The organism is Burkholderia sp. AU19243, assembly GCF_018148075.1.
Taxonomy (GTDB): Bacteria; Pseudomonadota; Gammaproteobacteria; order Burkholderiales; family Burkholderiaceae; genus Burkholderia; species Burkholderia latens_A.
Map to the genome: position 1 here is coordinate 147317 of NZ_JAGSTV010000011.1, position 14815 is coordinate 162131.

Consider the following 14815-nt stretch of genomic DNA (forward strand, 5'->3'; position numbering starts at 1 on the left):
AGCAGCGAAACGCCGGAGCGGCGGCCAGCAAGAGCAACCGCATGACCCACGTCGGATACACGGATACCACGATCATGAAAGCGCTTCGAGTACTGACCGGCACCCACGCCGGAGCCCAGGTCCGGCTCACGAGCGGCACCTACCGGATCGGCGCCGCCGAGCACTCGGATGTCTGCATCAGCGACTGGACGGTCGACGACATCGAGCTTTGCGTGGGCGACGACGGTGTGGCGCGGATCCGCTCGGCGAACGGCGATGAGGTGCTCGTGGCGGACTTCGTGGCCGTGCCGTTCGGCGATGTCGTGTTTTGCGTGGGTCCCGATGACGAAGCGTGGCCGCGCGATCTCGATTTGCTGGCCGGGCTCTGGAAGACGGCCGAGCCGCCTGCCGCCGACACCGCGACAGGGGCTGACGCGGAGCGTGGCGCGCCGGATCGGGACCCGGCCCATGCGGACGAACCCGACGCCAGCCATGCGCCGACCGCTTCGCCCAGCGTGCCCTGGCGCACGGCCGTGCTGGCGCTCGCCTGCACCGCTGCCATCGGCGGCGTCGCCGTGACCGGTGTGATGTTCGCGGGCACGCAGTCGAGCGAAGCGGCGAGCGTGAGATTCGACGCCGACGCGCTCGCACGGCAGTTGCAGGAGGCCCTGCACCGCGAAGGCCTCGGCGATCTGCAGGCAATGGCGCGCAAGGACAGTGTGGCGGTGCGCGGCATCGTGACGAGCGCCGACGAAAGCGCGAAGGCGCAGCGGATCATGGACGGCCTCGCGCGCGGCAAGGTGCGGCGCGAATACGACGTCGCGCAGCAAGATGTGGACAACATCCAGCAGTCGCTCGCCGGCACGGGCGCGGCAGTGAGTTACCAAGGCCACGGCATCTTCCGCGTGAGCGGCAGCGTGCAGTCGATGACGACCTTTCGCACGCTGATAGCAGGTATCAGGGCCGACCTCGGCGACAACGTCAAGCGCGTCGACGTCGATGTCAAGGAGGCGCAGGCGCTCGCGCCCGATGTCGAGTACACGGCGGTGATCGCCACGGGCGGACTGCGTTACATCGAGACGCCCGACGGCACGAAGCATCTGTTCGCGAGCAGCAGGGACGAAGCAACCAATTGACCTCGACCACCAAAGGAACCGACATGTACGACGCATTGCTCCCCATCGCGCAGGATCTGAACGCGCTGGATGCCACGCTCTCGGCGCCCGACGGCGCGCAACGGGTCGCGCGCATCGCGGCGGCCTTCGACGAAACCGCGCGCCGGATCAGTACGGCCACGCAGTCCGCGGCCGACGAGCGCGAGCGGCTCGATCTGCAAAAGCTCTATCGCGGGATGATCGCGGCGCGCCGCATCGTGCTCACGCTGCAGGAGCGCCACAGCGCCCGCGGCGCAGCGCTTTGACGACATCCGCGGCGATACGGGAGACGGTTGAACAGTTTGCAGTTGCAGCATCCGGCTGCGCGTCAGCCGGTCCGGACCGGCGGCCACCACGGCCAAGGGCCTTTTACCGAAGCATCACGCGTTACCAACCGCAGTGCTTTTTCCATCACTTTCTTGATAAGGGGAATACATCATGTCTTCATCGATCGGAAGCTCGGGCGTCTCGCAAGCCGGTTCGCAAAACGCCGACATGGTCGGCCAGATGCAGGCCATGGCCAACCAGAACAACGCGATGACGATGGCCGCCATGCAGATCAACATGCAGCAGCAGGAAACGTCGGCGCTCGCTTCCGTCGGCAACAACGGCGCGAAGAACATCGCCGACGCCGCGAAGGGCCAGTAAGCCACTCGCATTGCCGCAGTCCGTTCGCGCGAGGGGCACGAAAGCGGAAAGCCCAGCTTTCCGGCTACGTGCCCCCGCTTTTTTGCAACCGGGCCGCCATATTTACGCCGGAGATTGCCGCCCATGAGCAGGGAACGTTTCGTCGAGTTGATTCACGAGGTTTGCGCGGTGGTCGGGCTGCCCGACGCCGAGTATGTCGTCGAGACGCAAACGCTCGAGATCGAAGGGTTCGACGTCCATCTCGACCACCACGAGACCGACCCCGATTCGGTCTATGTCAGCTTTCATTACGGCGCCGTCACGCCCGGCCGGTCGCTCGTCGTTTTCCGGCTCATGCTCGAGGCCAATCTGCTCGTCTACGCGCAGGACCAGGCGCAACTGTGCCTCGAATCCGATACGGGCAACGTCGTGCTGCTCGTCCATCTGCCGATGGGCCCGACGATCACCGGCGACTATCTCGCCGATCTCTTCTCGCACTACGCCGAACACGGTCGCTACTGGCAAAACAACATCCTCGAATCGCCCGACGAAATGTTCGAGGGCATCGCCTCGGGCAATTTCATGTGGCTGCGGGCGTAAGCCCGGGGCGCGCAAGCGCGCCTCACGCACCGCGCGCGCATCGGCGCCTGGCCAGCCATCGCGTCCGTTCGGACACGGCCCGCAGCGTCACAATCACGCGAGCGCGAGCGCGCCCCCGATCGGCCGCTATGCTGCCACGCGCGGTATCAGCAAGACCAGCCGGCGCCGTGTGCTCCCCTCTCCCGCACTGCCGGAATCGGCATCGTCCGCGCGACGCTCGACATCGCCCGTGTGCCGCGCCGCCCCCTCGATGACAAGGCACTCGCCCGGCGCCAGGCTTTCGTCGACGGCCCGATAGCGACGCGCATCGCGGCGACGTCCCAGTTCCACGTGCAAGCCGATACGCGTCATGGACGCGGCGCCTTCGACCGTCGGTGCAATCGAGAGCCACAGATCGCGGGCGCCGTCATCGGGCAGGTCATCGTCATCGCGGCGTGCGAGACGTGCCTCGTGGCGGTCGATGACGGCCGGCGAGCGATCGTGCGTGAGCGCCGTTTGCGACACCTCGATTTCGGCGCGGCCGCTCCTGGCCAATGCCTTGATCTGCGCAAGCAGCGCGCGGCCGCCGTCGGGCGCGACACCTGCATCGCGGTGCGCGCGCGCGTCCGCCGCCCCCTGCTCCGCGCCTGCTCCGTCAGACATGGCCGGCGGCAGCGCGGACCGCAGCGCCTCGAGCGCGTCGCCATCGACATCCACCACCCACGTCTGGACCGATACGAGTTGCGCACGCACGTCCAGGCTGGCGACGAGCGCGCCGTCGGCGTCGATGCGCTCGGCCCGATCGCGTATCAGGACGGAATTCGTGGTCGCGTCCGCTTCGATCGCCGGCAACGCCGCATCGAACTCGACGATCCGCGGTGCATCGGCAACGGCGGTCGCGTTCGCAACGGCCGGGCGCTCGAAACGGCGCCGCAAGAGCGTGGCCACACCGGGCACGACGAGCGTGCGGCCATCCACCACGCGCGTTTCGTCGGCGGCATTCGCGGCACTCAGGCGAAACACCCGGACGGACAAACGCACGCGTTGTCGCGCGTCGCGCTCGAAGCGCTCGGCCGCGGCACGAATCCGCTCCACGTAGGTCACGGGCCCGCGCACGTTCACGGTCTGCGCGGCGGCATCGACCGCCAGCGGGAAGTGCGAATCGGCAAGACCTGCGTGCTCGAGCGACACGCGCAGCGTGTTCGGAACAAGGAAGTGCGGCAGGATGGCGATATGCGCCTGCTCGTTCGCGGGCGACACATGCAGAACTGCACCGTCGTAGTACCAGACGAATCCGTACGAACGGCTCATGACATCGAGAAAGCGCTGCGGCGGCATGGAGAAACGGCCGCTCACGACGCCGTCCACCGGACCGTCGATGCGCAGGGCAACGTGCTGCGCCGCTGCGAACGCATTCAGGACCTGCGCGAGGCTCGCGCCGTTCGTCACGTAGACGAAGCGCGCGCCGGGGCCGCCAGCCCACTCCATGCTCGCCGCCTGCGCATGCACGGCGGCCGCGCACACGCAGGCAGCGACGGCGCCGCGCGCGAGCGCCCGCATTCGTGCCGCGCTCATGCCGCGCCTTCCGGCGACGCACCGGCGCCCGACGCACCGGCGCCCGACGCATCCGTATCCGGCTTGAGGGTCAGGCGGTAACCCGTTGCATAAACCGATTGCACGGTCCAGCCCACGCCGGCCGCCTTCAGGCTCGCACGCAGGCGGCTCACGTACATGTCGACGGAGCGGCTTTGCACGGCCGCATCCCAGCCCCAGACCACGCTCATCAGGTCCTGCCTCAGCACGACGGCGCCAGTGTGCCGAGCGAGATGCCAGAGAATGTCGAACTCCTTGGTGCCGAGCTTGTGCGCCACGCCGGCCACCACGAGCGAGCGCGCCTGCTGATCGAGCGCGCATTCGCCGTCGACGAACATCTTGCGGCCCTGCACGTTCATCGGCGCGAAGCGCCGCAGCAGCGCGCGCATGCGCGCGAGCAGCACCTGCCTGTCGTAGGGCTTCACGAGATAGTCGTCGGCACCCGCATCGAGTATGCGCACGATGTCGGACTCCGCCGAGTGCACGGTCTGAAAAATCACGGGCATGATCGATTGCGAACGACTGCGGATCTTTTGCAACAGCTTGTCGCCGGAAACGCCGGGCAGATCCCAGTCCAGAATCGCGAGATCGGCCCACTGCTCCGCGAGAAATTGCTGCGCGTCGAGGCCGCTGTGAAAAGCGTCGACGTGGTAGCCCTCGCTCTTGAGCCAGGAATGGATGAGCGCATGGTGCGCGACGTCGTCCTCGACGAACAGAATGCGTATGGGTTTGCCTGCAAGCGATTTCATGTCAACCCTTGGTTCTGACGGCAGCGGGGGAACCGGCGCCCGGTCCGCGCCACGCGTGCCAAACGAATGCGGGCCGCGCTCCGGCGCCTCACTCGCGGGGCGCCGCGCGCAACGCGCGGTCGGCATCGACAAGCGATGTCGCGTGCGGTTTCGCGGCGACAGGATTCAGGCACGGCAGACGCAGCACGAACATCGTACCGCCTTGCCTGTTGAGCTCGGCGTAAAGTGCGCCGCCATGCATGCCGACGATCTGCACGGCGAGCCTGAGCCCGAGACCGAAGCCCGTCGCCGTGCGCTTGCCGAGCTTCTCGAAGTCGGTCAGACGATCGCCCTCGACGAGACCGGGCAGCCCGCCGGCGCGATCGTCGACGACCACCTCGGCGAAGCCGTCGGCCTGCCGGATCGACACCGTCACCGCCTCGCCGCGCGGCGAAGCGCGAACGGCATTGTCGATGACGTTCTGGACGGCGCGCGCGACGAAGTTGCGCATGCCGCTCACCCAGAGCGGCGCGCTGTCGGGCAGCCACAAGTGTAGCGCGACGCCGCAATAGACGGCGGTGACTTCCAGCTGCGAAATGATCTGGCGCAGCGTCGCGCGCAGATCGAAACGTTTGAAGTCGCGCGCCTGCAAATGCTCGGTCACCGACGAGAAGATGAACTGTTCGCCGAGCGAGAGCACGTACTGCGCGAGCGACGTGATCTGCTGCATGCCGCCGCAGCGCTCGAACGCGTCGGGGTCGCTCGCATCGAGCTGCGTGAGCGCACTGATCGAATTGAGCGGCGAGCGCAAATCGTGCAGCAAAAAGCGCAGCGACATGGCGCGCTCGTCGAGCGAGCGCGCGAACGGCGTCACGTCCGTCACGGCGATCACGGATTCGCCCATCTCCGCACCGGCGGGGCCCGCCTGAATCCAGAAAGTCGAATCGTCCACGCGTACCTCGCGGCCCGCTTCGAGATCGCGCAGCCGCGGCACGTCCGTCATCTCGAAGCGCTCGCTCAGCGCCACGCTGAAATCGACGCCCGCGGGCAGCGTCATCGCCAGCATCTCGAGCGCGCGCGCATTCGCGTGAACGACCGCGCCGCCGCGATCGAGCACGATCACCCCGCACGGCAACCCGTGCAGCGTGCCGCGCAAGCGGCGCGCTTCGCCGTCGGACAGGCGGAGATCGACGCCCTCGCCGCACGCCTCGGCGGGCCGCGGCTCGGACTGCTTACCGGGCTGCCCGCCGGGCAGCGAATGCGGCTGAGTATCGGATTCGTTCACATGGCCTCCTGCATTCCCCGGTGCGGGCGGTTGCGGTGAATCACGGCGAGATGACGCGCGGCGACAGCAGGAAGAGCCGCTCCATGTGGCTCTTCTGGCGGCTGTCGGTCCGGAAGAGCGCGCCGATCAACGGGATCTTCGAGAGCCCGGGCACCCCGCTCACGCCCATCGTCGCGCTGTCCGCGCGATAGCCGGCGATGAGCAGCGCCTGCCCCTCCTCGATGAACGCCTGCGTGTTGATCGTGCTGTTCTGGATCACCGGCAGGTTGCTGACCGTCTGGTCGGTGAGCTGGCCATCCTGAATCGCCACGTCGAGCTTGATGCGCGTGCGCCCGTCCTCCTCCACGACCATCGGCAGCACACGCAGCGAGATGCCCGTCGACACGCTGTAGAGATCGCCCGACGTGTATCCCGACACCGGCACGAAAAACTGCGTCTGGTTGTCCATCACGGCCTCGATGTTGTTGAGCGTGACGACCTTGGGGCTCGCGTCGATCTTCGCGGCCTTCGTCTGCTGCAGCGCCGAAATGCGCGCCATCAGATAGCGGCCGGCGTCGCCGAGCACGGCGGCCACCGACGCGCCCACGGGCGTCGCCGCCGCGAGCACGTTGCCGGGCAGCGTCGTCTGCCCGAAGTTCTGCGAGAGCGTGCCGTTGTAGGTGCTCTGTGCGAGGGTGCCGGTGCCGGTTTGCACGTCGATGTGGCTGTTGTGCGCGGTCCAGTCGACGCCGAGCTGATGCAGCGCGTCGTCGTCGATCTCGATGATGTGCGCCTCGATCTCGATCAGTTGCGGTTTGACGTCGAGGCGCTCGATCAGTTTGCCGTACTGATCCATCCGGTCGGCGGTATCGCGTATCACGACGGAGTTCGTGCGCTGATCCGCAACGATGACGGGCAGCTGATCGTCGCTCGCCGGCGCGGTGCTCGCATTCTGCGGCGGCGGCGGCTCGCCCACCGCCGCCGCCACGGCCGGCGACGGCTGCCCGGTGAGCCCGGCGAACATGCCCTTGCCGGCCGCGCCCGACGGCACCGGCGGCGGAATGTACGGGCCGTTGTAGGCATTGCCGTTCACGTCGTTGATCGGCGTGTTGCGCCTCACGCCGCTCGCCGCGCGGCCGCCCTCGCCGTCGCCGCGCTTGTCGGCCGCCTTGGCCGTGCGCGGATGATAGATGCCGTTGAGCACGGCCACCACGCCCTGCAGCGTGACCTGCTGGCCGTCGATGGGCACCGTACGATCGTGCGCCCACGCATGATAGAGCGGAAAGACGCGTACCTGCGTGCCGCTTCGATGTGCCGCGTTGTTGTCGAGCCGCGAGGCCACGTTCGTCACCATCTGCACGTAGCGAGGCGGCCCGCTCACGAGCGCCGTGCCCTGCGCGCTGTCGTAGACGATCGGAAAGCGCTCGTCGGAAATGCGCAAGCGGTCGAGCGCATCGCGCAGCGCGCCCGTATCGGCCGAATCGAGCTTCACCAGCGTGCTCTGCAGCTCGGCGGCCGTCGTGATGTCGAGCACTTCGCCGTCGTAATACCACACGAAGCCGAACGACGACGCGAGCGTATCGAGAAAGCGCCGCGGCGGCAGATGGAACTTGCCGCTCACGGTGCCGCTCACATCGGCGGCGATGCGCGTGGGGATACTCTGGCTCGCGCCGAAGTCGCGCAGCACATCCTTGATGTCCTTGCCCTGCGCCTCGTAATCGACGATCGACGACTTCCAGCGCACGGCCGCCGCCTCGGCAACGGGCGCGGTCGCTCCGAATGCGAGCGCGGCGGCGAGGGCCACGGTGCCCAGTCGGCGAGCCCAGTTCATGACGCGCCGCCCGCGACGAAACGTACGCAGCGGCGCCGGGTGCTTGTCCGACACATCGACAAAGTTTTCATGTAAGTTCCGACTATCTTTCATAGGAAGGGCATTGACGATGAACGCTCCGAGTCACGAACGTCGCGACCTGACGCGCGAGATTCTCGAATTGATCGACCTGCGGCAGACTTTCACCGACATCCATATCGAGCAGGACCGGCCGATCATGATCAAGGCGCCGCGCGGCTGGCTCGCCGTCGGCGACGAGCCCGTGCTCCACGACGAAATGCTGCCCACGCTGGCCTCGATCGAACCGGACTGGGAGGCGCAGCTTCAGCACGGCGCGATCGATCGCCCGTTCGTGCTCACGCGCTGCCGCCTTCGCTGCAACATCTACCGCACCAACGGCGGCCGCAAGCTCGTCATCTCGATCAGGCGCCTGCCGCTGCAGCCGCTCGCGCTCGACAAGCTCGGCCTGCCCGCGTACGTGCGGTCGATGATCGACAGCGCCAAGGGGCTGATCCTCGTGACTGGCCCGACCGGCTCGGGAAAGACGACGACGATCGCCTCGCTGCTCGAGCACATCAACCGCACGCGAAACAGCCACATCGTCACGATCGAAGAACCGATCGAATACGAACTCGAGGGCCGCACGTCGATCGTCTCGCAGCGGCAAGTGCCCACCGACACGCCGAGCTTCTCGGCCGGCCTGCGCGAGGCGCTGCGGCAAAAACCCGACGTCATCATGGTGGGCGAGGTGCGCGACCCTGAGACGGCGGAAACGGCGCTGCAGGCCGGCGAATCGGGCCACCTCGTGCTCGCAACGATGCACACGGGCAGCGCGATCGGCACGCTCACGCGGCTGCTGTCGTTTTTTCCGGCCGAGCAGCGCGAGCGCTATGCCGCCGCGCTCGCGAACTGCCTCATCGGCGTGATCTGCCAATGCCTCGTGCCGACGGAGGATGGCGAGAACTTCGTGCTCGCGAGCGAACTGCTCTTCAACAATAATCAGCAGATCAGCGGCCTGCTGACCGATCCGGGCAAGCTGCCGTACCTTGCCGAGTTCATGAAGCGCAAGGAAGACAACATGTCCCGCATGCTCAACGATCACCTCTTCAGCCTCGTATCGAAGAAGCAATGCCTGCCGCGCGACGTGCTGCGCGCGACCTACAACCGGCTCGAGCTGCACGAAATGCTGCAGACGCTCGGGCCGCACTGAGCCCGCGCGAACGCGGTGCCGGCGTGACGGCACCGCTGTCGCCGGTCGCGCCGTGCAGGGCGGTGCTGCGAAGGTGTGCGGTGTCGACGGGCTCACGGGTGCGTGCTCAGTAATAGGAGTTGATCGTCCAGCCCGCGGCGACGGGCGTGTTCCAGACCGTCTGGCCGGACTCCCCGCAAAAGCTGCTGACCCACGGCGTCGTGATACCTGCGTACGTCGCCCAGTTCGTCGTCACGATGATCGTGTAGGCGCCTGGCGTGCCCGCCTGGGACAGCGCATTGTTGATCCCGCCCGAATCGTCCTGAAGCGTCGGCGTCTGGCTCTCCGTATGCCCGAGGTTGTGGTTGCCGCTGTCGGTGATGTCGATGCTCTGCGAGAGCTGCCCGCGGTTGCCGGCGGGGCCGTTGCACATGCCGTCGTTCAGGTGCGCCCAGGTTGACGCGACGATGATCCCCGGCTTGGTAAGGTTGACGGTCGTCCTGAACGTATACGAGTACGTGCCGTTGCTGCCGTTGTACGAATAGGCCCCCGACTGGAAGTTCGTCGCCGGCTGGCCCGTGCAGGCAGAGTAATCGCCCGCGCCGTTCGGGTTGGCCATCACGAGCTGACAGCCTGTGAGCGATGACGCCGGCTCGATTTCGCTTTGCGTTTGCCACCTGCCGCCGCGGCACGACAGCACGCGCCCGTTCGCATCGGTGGAGACGAGCGTCGTGCTCGCCGACGCAGGAGCGATGGCCGAATTCTGCGGCGCAGGCGGGCATGGGTCGCCGACGTTGTTCGCGTTGCCGAGCGCGAGATTGCCCGCTTCGTCTACCGCGAGCGCCTGCCATGTGGCGCCGTTGTAGGCATAGGCCCGGTTCGTCGCGGCAGTGAGCCGCACGTCGCCCTGGTGCGCGGCAACGCCCGCGAGCGCCGCTTCGTTGGCCACCGGCTCGCGCCAGTGATAAGCCGCCTGCGGCACCCACAGGTTCTGCGCGCCATCGCAATTCAGGACGTTCCCCAGCGAGTCGGCCGCGATGGCGCCCGGCTGCGTGCAGGCGGCATAGTCGATCTGCCGCGCGAGCACGATCGGCACTTGCATCGTGTTCGCCTGCGGATTGCCCGGCACGGCCACGCGGTACAGATAGTCGACGTTCTGCGCCTGCGTGCCGTCGTAGAAAATCAGGCTCGCCAGATGTCCCGTGCCCGTTTTCGTACCCGTGCAGGATGTATTCGCCGGGTTGGGCGTATCGATCCGCCAGGTGCCGAAGGCGCCGATGGCCGCGCCGCTCGCATTGTTCGTCGCCTGGATCGAACCGCCGCCCGGGCCGGCGTTCGCCGCGATGTAGCCGAGCTCGGGATCGGCAATGGTCCGGCCGCCCTCCGTGACGAGCAGCGCCTGCAACGCCACCGGGTTGGCGCCGCCCGGGGCCGCGTAGACGAGCAGGCACGGCACCTGACCATACGGGTTCGTGCCGCCCAACGCACTCGAAAGGTAGGTCGACAGCTGATACGTCGAGCCGCTCATTTTCGCGGTCACCGGCGACGTGGTCGTGGCCTGCGCCGCGAGCGCCGTGTAGTTCTGCCGAATGAGCCGCGTGGCAGCCGCCGTCAGTTGCGACTGATAAAGCGCGGCCTGCTGCGCGCGCGTATCGTCGAGCGACGAGTTCGTGAGCGTGACGAGGCCCGCCATCATCAATGCGGCGAGCGCCAGCACGGCCAGCATCTCCACCATCGTGAAGCCGGCCATGCGGCGAGCCGGGCGCCCGCGACAGCCGGGCCGCCGCATGCCGGTGCGGGCAACGGTACGGGTGCGCTCAGTCATACGCTTGCACCATCCATACCGGCATGCCGTTCGGGATCGCGTTCGCCAGTGCGGCCGGCAGCGGCACGGCCGGATTGCCGGGAGACACCAGGTTGGCGCCGAGCGCCACGCCGGCCAGCGCCGAGCCCTGCGCAATCTGCTCGATGCCGTCGGCGGCGACGGCCGCCGCCGCCGATGCCGACGCCGCATAGACCACGACGAGGCTGCCCGCGTAGCCGGTATTGGGCTGCACGTAGTTCCGCCACATCGGATCGGGAACGGTCGCCCCGAGATACGGCGCGAGGCTCGCCGCCGGCACGCTGCCGGCGAACGACGGATTCGCGCGCGCGAAGGCTACCGCGGCCTGCCGGTAGGCGCTCATGTTCGCCGCGAGCGCCATCGCCGACGGCGCGAGCGGTGCCGGCGCCGCCTCGGCGCCGAGCAGCGCGTAGGCACCGGTAAGCATCGCGAACGCGGCGACGATCCAGATCAGGAACATGGCGGGCGGCTCGTGGGGTCAATCGGAGCGAAGGCCGTCACGCGGGCCGCGATCAGGCCGACGTCCAGATGATGTTCTTCGCGCCACCGGTACAAGCTGCCTGAGCGGCGGCGGGCGTCACCGGCACCGTTTGCGTCGCACCGCCGATGGAGACGGCGGTCCAGGTTCCGCCGGCAGATGCCGCGTTGATGCATACGTCCGTCGGCACGGAATCGAATTCGATCGTGAATGTACCGGTGCCCGTGCCCGTGACGAGGACCGCGCCACCCCACGCATCCGTGACGGTATTTGCCGTGGTGTCGATGACGAGCGTCGTCGGGATGATGCCGGCAGAAATGGCGACGGGCGTCGTCAGCCCGTTGTAGCCGTTTGTCTGCCCCATATACAGCTTCTTGACGCCGGTCTGGATGGCCGTCACCTGCTCGGCCGTCTGATTCGACGAAGCACTGCCGAATGCGCCGCGCAGCAGCGCAATGGCGCCGATGACGACGATGGCGGCGATCCCGAGATAGGCGATCGCTTCGAGCAGCGTGGCGCCACGCTGCATGCGCTGCGACCCACGGCTGCCCACGCTGGCGCGAATCGATGCGACGGTCTTGACATTCATGTTGCTCTCCTTGATTTCCTCAATCGGCACTCGAGAAAGACGTGCCATCCGCTTCCAACACCCGTTCGTTCGCACTGCGCTTGCACGTGATTACACGGCAGGCTCAATGCAGACTCCGGGCCAAAGCCGCAATTTCCTGCTGAATTCCGAAGAAGCCGCTGATGAGCCACGACAGCACGAGCGCGAGCACGACGATCGCCGCGCCGTTGATCACGCGCATCTGCGCCTCGATCGTCTCCACGCCGTCGGTCATCCACTCGTTGGCGATCGCGTGCAGCGCCTCGGCGAAGCCCTTGTATTCGGCATACACGCACAGATCGTCGACGATCTCCTCCGAAGGAAACCGGTAGCCGGCGTTCTTCATCGCCTCGCCGACGTTGAGCCCTGACTTCACGCCGAAGAGCATGTCGTCGATTCGCTGCTTGAGCCACGGCTTCGCATCGGTGGCCAGCCGCGCGAGCGAGCGTTCGACCGTGAAGCCCGCCGCCTGCAGCGACGAAAACGCGACGAGAAAACCGCAGCCCGTAATGAGCCGATAGATCGAGTAAGGCGGGTAGCGGTCGAGCCAGACGCGCACGTTGCCGGACCAGCGCGGCATCGAGTAAAAGAGCGCCGCGACGAGGATCGCGAGCACCACGAGGCAGTAGATCATGCCGCCCTGCACGAACCGGGACAGTTCGTAGAGCGACTTCGCGACGCCGTGCCAGCGCTCCGGGCTCACGATCGACGCGAACCGCGGAATCACGAGCTTGCCGAAGAGGTACACGTACCCGATCGTCATCGCCACGATCACGCACGGATAGGTCAAGCCGCCGACGATGGCCGTACGGATCCGGCGGCTGTACTGCACGACGTTGCACACGTTCAGCAGCGCGGCCTCGAGGCGCCCCGACTGCTCGCCGGCCATGACGATCATCTGCTCGGTATGCGGCACCCACCACGTCATTGCCTCGGCCAGCATGCCGCCGTTTTGCACGACGCTGCGCCAGTCCGCGAGCGTCAATGCCAGCGGCTCGTTCGGCTTGCGTCCCTCGTGCGACGCGCGCAACTCGAGCTCTTCGAGGATCTTGAGCAACGGCAAACCGTTCGCCAGCATTTTCGCGATCTTGCGATAGAGCCGCAGGCGCGCCTGCGTCGTGAGTTGCAGGCGCGCCCAGCGCCGGTTGAGCTCAAGTGCCATAGCCGCTTCCGAGCGGCTGCGGCCGCCCCCCGCCGCCCGCCATGAACGGGCCGACCACGCGCTCCGCCATGCGCGGATCGACGAGGCCTGCCGCCACTTTTTCGAGCGCGTGCTGCGCGACCGTCTGCCCCGCGAGCTCGTTGAGCCAGTACGCGTGCGCATCGGGCTTGCGCCCGGCGCGCAGCAATTCGCAAAACGCCGCGTCGGTGCGCACGACCTCGGCCACCACGGTCCGGCCGACCGTGCCGTTCTTGCAATGCGGGCAGCCGGGCCCGGCCACGCGTACCGCGTCGAAGCGCGCGCCGACGGCCCGCTTCACGCGCGCGACGAGCCCCATGTCGAGCTGCGCCGTCGACTCGGCCAGCGGACGCGAGCAGTGCGGGCACAGCAGCTTGACGAGCCGCTGGCTGACGAGCCCCGTGACGAGCGATTCGTCCGTCACCATCGCGATCGGCAAGCCGAGATCGACGAGACGGTCCACGATCGCGAGCGCGCCGTTCGCGTGCACCGTGGTCCAGACCTGGTGGCCCGTCATCGCGGCGCGCAACGCGCTTTGCGCCGATGCGCGGTCGCGCACCTCGCCGATCATGATCGTATCGGGATCGAGCCGCATCGCATTCGCGATCGCGGCGGCGAACGCGAGCGAGCGCGCCTCTTCCGTCGGCGCGTTGACGACGGGCGTCTGCACGGCGCCCTCGATCGGGTACTCCACCGGGTCTTCCACGGTGATGACGTGGATCGAGCCGGCCATCTCGCGCAGTTGCTTCGTCAGCACGCGCTGCAACGTCGTGGATTTGCCCGAGCCGGTCGGACCGCTGATGATGTTCATGCCGTGCGGCTGCTGCGCGAGCAGCTCGAACGCGTTCGCCTGCGCCACCGTGAAGCCGAGCTCGGTCAGGGCCGTCGCCTCACCCGCATCGTTGTAGAGCAGCCGCAGCACCATCACGCTGCCGACGCTCGTGGGCGCAGTCGCGATCCGCACGCCAAACAGCCGGTCCGGCAGCTTGTCACGATCTCCGATCGCCGCATCCTGGCGTTCGTTCGGCTTGTAGGTGTTGTCCGATACGCTCGACATCGCCGCATAAAGCGTGGCGAGCAGCCGCTCGCCGTACTCGCGCGTCTGCTCCGAAATGCGCACGAGTTCGTTGTGGACGCGAAAAAGAATCTCCGTGCTGAAGCGGTTCACGCGGATATGGATATCCGACGCACGCTCGTCGCACGCCCGCGCGATCAGGTTCTTCGCGACGACTTGCATCTGCGTGTGATCGATGCGCTCGGCGCTGCCGTCGCGGCGCGGGCCCTGATAGCTGCGCCTGATCGCATCGAGCGTCACGAGCCGCGTCGTGTAGCGGCAATTGAGCCGTTCGAGCCTCGCGCAGTACGACAGCACGAACGGATTCATTTCGTGCCCTTCGGCAACGAGCAGCGTGCCGTCGTCGAGCAGGCAGAGAAACTTGCGCTCTTCGTCGCTCGCGGCGAACTCGCCGCTGTCGGAAAGCGGGCGCGCCACCGTGGCCAGCGGCAGCGTCTGTCCCGGCGGCGGGCTTTGCGACGCTGTTTGCGCGGGCCGCACCGACGCGGCGGTGGCAGCGGCCACGGCGCTCAGCACCGGCTCGCGTGGCCGCGCAACGGGCGCGAGCGCCGGCGCGGCCGGGGCCGGGGCCGCGGGCTGCACCTGCCCGGGAGACGGATCCGTTTCGATCGGCTTCACGGCGCGCGAGAGAATCAGCGGCGTCACGCTTTTGGGCGTCTTGCCCGGAGGCGTCGGAGACGAACTCATG

Annotated in this window: 14 protein-coding genes; 5 read left to right on the top strand and 9 right to left on the bottom strand. The window is 67.5% G+C overall.

The window, feature by feature from the left end; translation table 11 throughout:
• Positions 1–41: 41 nt before the first annotated feature.
• From hrpD5 to KDW55_RS20850, 4 genes are all read left to right on the top strand, one after another.
• A complete protein-coding gene (hrpD5, locus tag KDW55_RS20835; protein WP_249181332.1) occupies positions 42–1115 on the top strand; it encodes an HrpD5 family protein in 1074 nt (357 codons plus the stop codon).
• Between the two features lie 23 nt (positions 1116–1138).
• Positions 1139–1399 (top strand): hypothetical protein, encoded by a 261-nt coding sequence (locus KDW55_RS20840; protein ID WP_011660757.1) that lies wholly within the window; start codon positions 1139–1141, stop codon positions 1397–1399.
• Positions 1400–1571: 172 nt separating this feature from the next.
• Positions 1572–1781 (top strand): hypothetical protein, encoded by a 210-nt coding sequence (locus KDW55_RS20845; RefSeq protein ID WP_006765597.1) that lies wholly within the window; start codon positions 1572–1574, stop codon positions 1779–1781.
• Between the two features lie 123 nt (positions 1782–1904).
• The gene (locus tag KDW55_RS20850) at positions 1905–2360 is read left to right on the top strand and encodes a molecular chaperone Tir (protein ID WP_040139485.1); all 456 of its coding nucleotides are present in this window, start codon (positions 1905–1907) and stop codon (positions 2358–2360) included.
• A 126-nt stretch (positions 2361–2486) separates the two neighbouring features.
• Here the strand turns inward: KDW55_RS20850 and KDW55_RS20855 are convergent, their stop codons facing one another.
• The 4 genes from KDW55_RS20855 to sctC form a co-directional block, all read right to left on the bottom strand.
• Positions 2487–3707 carry a type II/III secretion system family protein gene (locus KDW55_RS20855; protein ID WP_349252607.1) on the bottom strand — a complete coding sequence of 407 codons (1221 nt, stop codon included), beginning with the start codon at positions 3705–3707 and terminating at the stop codon, positions 2487–2489.
• 203 nt (positions 3708–3910) lie between these two features.
• Entirely contained in the window at positions 3911–4681 is a 771-nt protein-coding gene (locus tag KDW55_RS20860; protein WP_040139483.1) for a response regulator transcription factor, read from the bottom strand.
• Positions 4682–4769: 88 nt separating this feature from the next.
• On the bottom strand, positions 4770–5945 hold the full coding sequence (locus KDW55_RS20865; protein ID WP_212160956.1) for a HAMP domain-containing sensor histidine kinase: 1176 nt from the start codon (positions 5943–5945) through the stop codon (positions 4770–4772).
• A gap of 40 nt (positions 5946–5985) precedes the next feature.
• Positions 5986–7755, bottom strand: coding sequence for a type III secretion system outer membrane ring subunit SctC (gene sctC / locus KDW55_RS20870; RefSeq protein WP_040139481.1), 1770 nt, complete (start codon positions 7753–7755; stop codon positions 5986–5988).
• A 109-nt stretch (positions 7756–7864) separates the two neighbouring features.
• On the opposite strand from sctC, the gene KDW55_RS20875 reads away from it, so the two are divergent.
• The gene (locus tag KDW55_RS20875) at positions 7865–8965 is read left to right on the top strand and encodes an ATPase, T2SS/T4P/T4SS family (RefSeq protein WP_040139480.1); all 1101 of its coding nucleotides are present in this window, start codon (positions 7865–7867) and stop codon (positions 8963–8965) included.
• 106 nt (positions 8966–9071) lie between these two features.
• Here KDW55_RS20875 and KDW55_RS20880 read toward each other — a convergent pair whose 3' ends face one another.
• The 5 genes from KDW55_RS20880 to KDW55_RS20900 form a co-directional block, all read right to left on the bottom strand.
• Positions 9072–10769, bottom strand: coding sequence for a shufflon system plasmid conjugative transfer pilus tip adhesin PilV (locus tag KDW55_RS20880; protein WP_212160955.1), 1698 nt, complete (start codon positions 10767–10769; stop codon positions 9072–9074).
• The gene (gene pilM / locus KDW55_RS20885; protein ID WP_212160953.1) at positions 10762–11247 is read right to left on the bottom strand and encodes a type IV pilus biogenesis protein PilM; all 486 of its coding nucleotides are present in this window, start codon (positions 11245–11247) and stop codon (positions 10762–10764) included. Before pilM ends, KDW55_RS20880 begins: the two co-directional genes overlap by 8 nt.
• Before the next feature lie 52 nt (positions 11248–11299).
• A complete protein-coding gene (locus tag KDW55_RS20890) occupies positions 11300–11854 on the bottom strand; it encodes a type 4 pilus major pilin (protein ID WP_212161011.1) in 555 nt (184 codons plus the stop codon).
• A gap of 103 nt (positions 11855–11957) precedes the next feature.
• Positions 11958–13034, bottom strand: a complete 1077-nt coding sequence (locus tag KDW55_RS20895; RefSeq protein ID WP_040139477.1) for a type II secretion system F family protein — start codon at positions 13032–13034, stop codon at positions 11958–11960.
• On the bottom strand, positions 13024–14814 hold the full coding sequence (locus KDW55_RS20900) for an ATPase, T2SS/T4P/T4SS family (protein WP_040139476.1): 1791 nt from the start codon (positions 14812–14814) through the stop codon (positions 13024–13026). Before KDW55_RS20900 ends, KDW55_RS20895 begins: the two co-directional genes overlap by 11 nt.
• Between the last annotated feature and the right edge of the window lies 1 nt (position 14815).

What these genes read in the sequence shown, in the direction of transcription:
- KDW55_RS20840 (WP_011660757.1), top strand. Translation starts at nt 1,139, where the DNA reads ATGTACGACGCATTGCTCCCCATCGCGCAGGATCTGAACGCGCTGGAT.
- KDW55_RS20895 (WP_040139477.1), bottom strand. Translation starts at nt 13,034, where the DNA reads ATGGCACTTGAGCTCAACCGGCGCTGGGCGCGCCTGCAACTCACGACG.
- pilM (WP_212160953.1), bottom strand. Translation starts at nt 11,247, where the DNA reads ATGTTCCTGATCTGGATCGTCGCCGCGTTCGCGATGCTTACCGGTGCC.
- hrpD5 (WP_249181332.1), top strand. Translation starts at nt 42, where the DNA reads ATGACCCACGTCGGATACACGGATACCACGATCATGAAAGCGCTTCGA.
- sctC (WP_040139481.1), bottom strand. Translation starts at nt 7,755, where the DNA reads ATGAACTGGGCTCGCCGACTGGGCACCGTGGCCCTCGCCGCCGCGCTC.
- KDW55_RS20845 (WP_006765597.1), top strand. Translation starts at nt 1,572, where the DNA reads ATGTCTTCATCGATCGGAAGCTCGGGCGTCTCGCAAGCCGGTTCGCAA.
- KDW55_RS20850 (WP_040139485.1), top strand. Translation starts at nt 1,905, where the DNA reads ATGAGCAGGGAACGTTTCGTCGAGTTGATTCACGAGGTTTGCGCGGTG.
- KDW55_RS20880 (WP_212160955.1), bottom strand. Translation starts at nt 10,769, where the DNA reads ATGACTGAGCGCACCCGTACCGTTGCCCGCACCGGCATGCGGCGGCCC.
- KDW55_RS20890 (WP_212161011.1), bottom strand. Translation starts at nt 11,854, where the DNA reads ATGAATGTCAAGACCGTCGCATCGATTCGCGCCAGCGTGGGCAGCCGT.
- KDW55_RS20875 (WP_040139480.1), top strand. Translation starts at nt 7,865, where the DNA reads ATGAACGCTCCGAGTCACGAACGTCGCGACCTGACGCGCGAGATTCTC.
- KDW55_RS20900 (WP_040139476.1), bottom strand. Translation starts at nt 14,814, where the DNA reads ATGAGTTCGTCTCCGACGCCTCCGGGCAAGACGCCCAAAAGCGTGACG.
- KDW55_RS20860 (WP_040139483.1), bottom strand. Translation starts at nt 4,681, where the DNA reads ATGAAATCGCTTGCAGGCAAACCCATACGCATTCTGTTCGTCGAGGAC.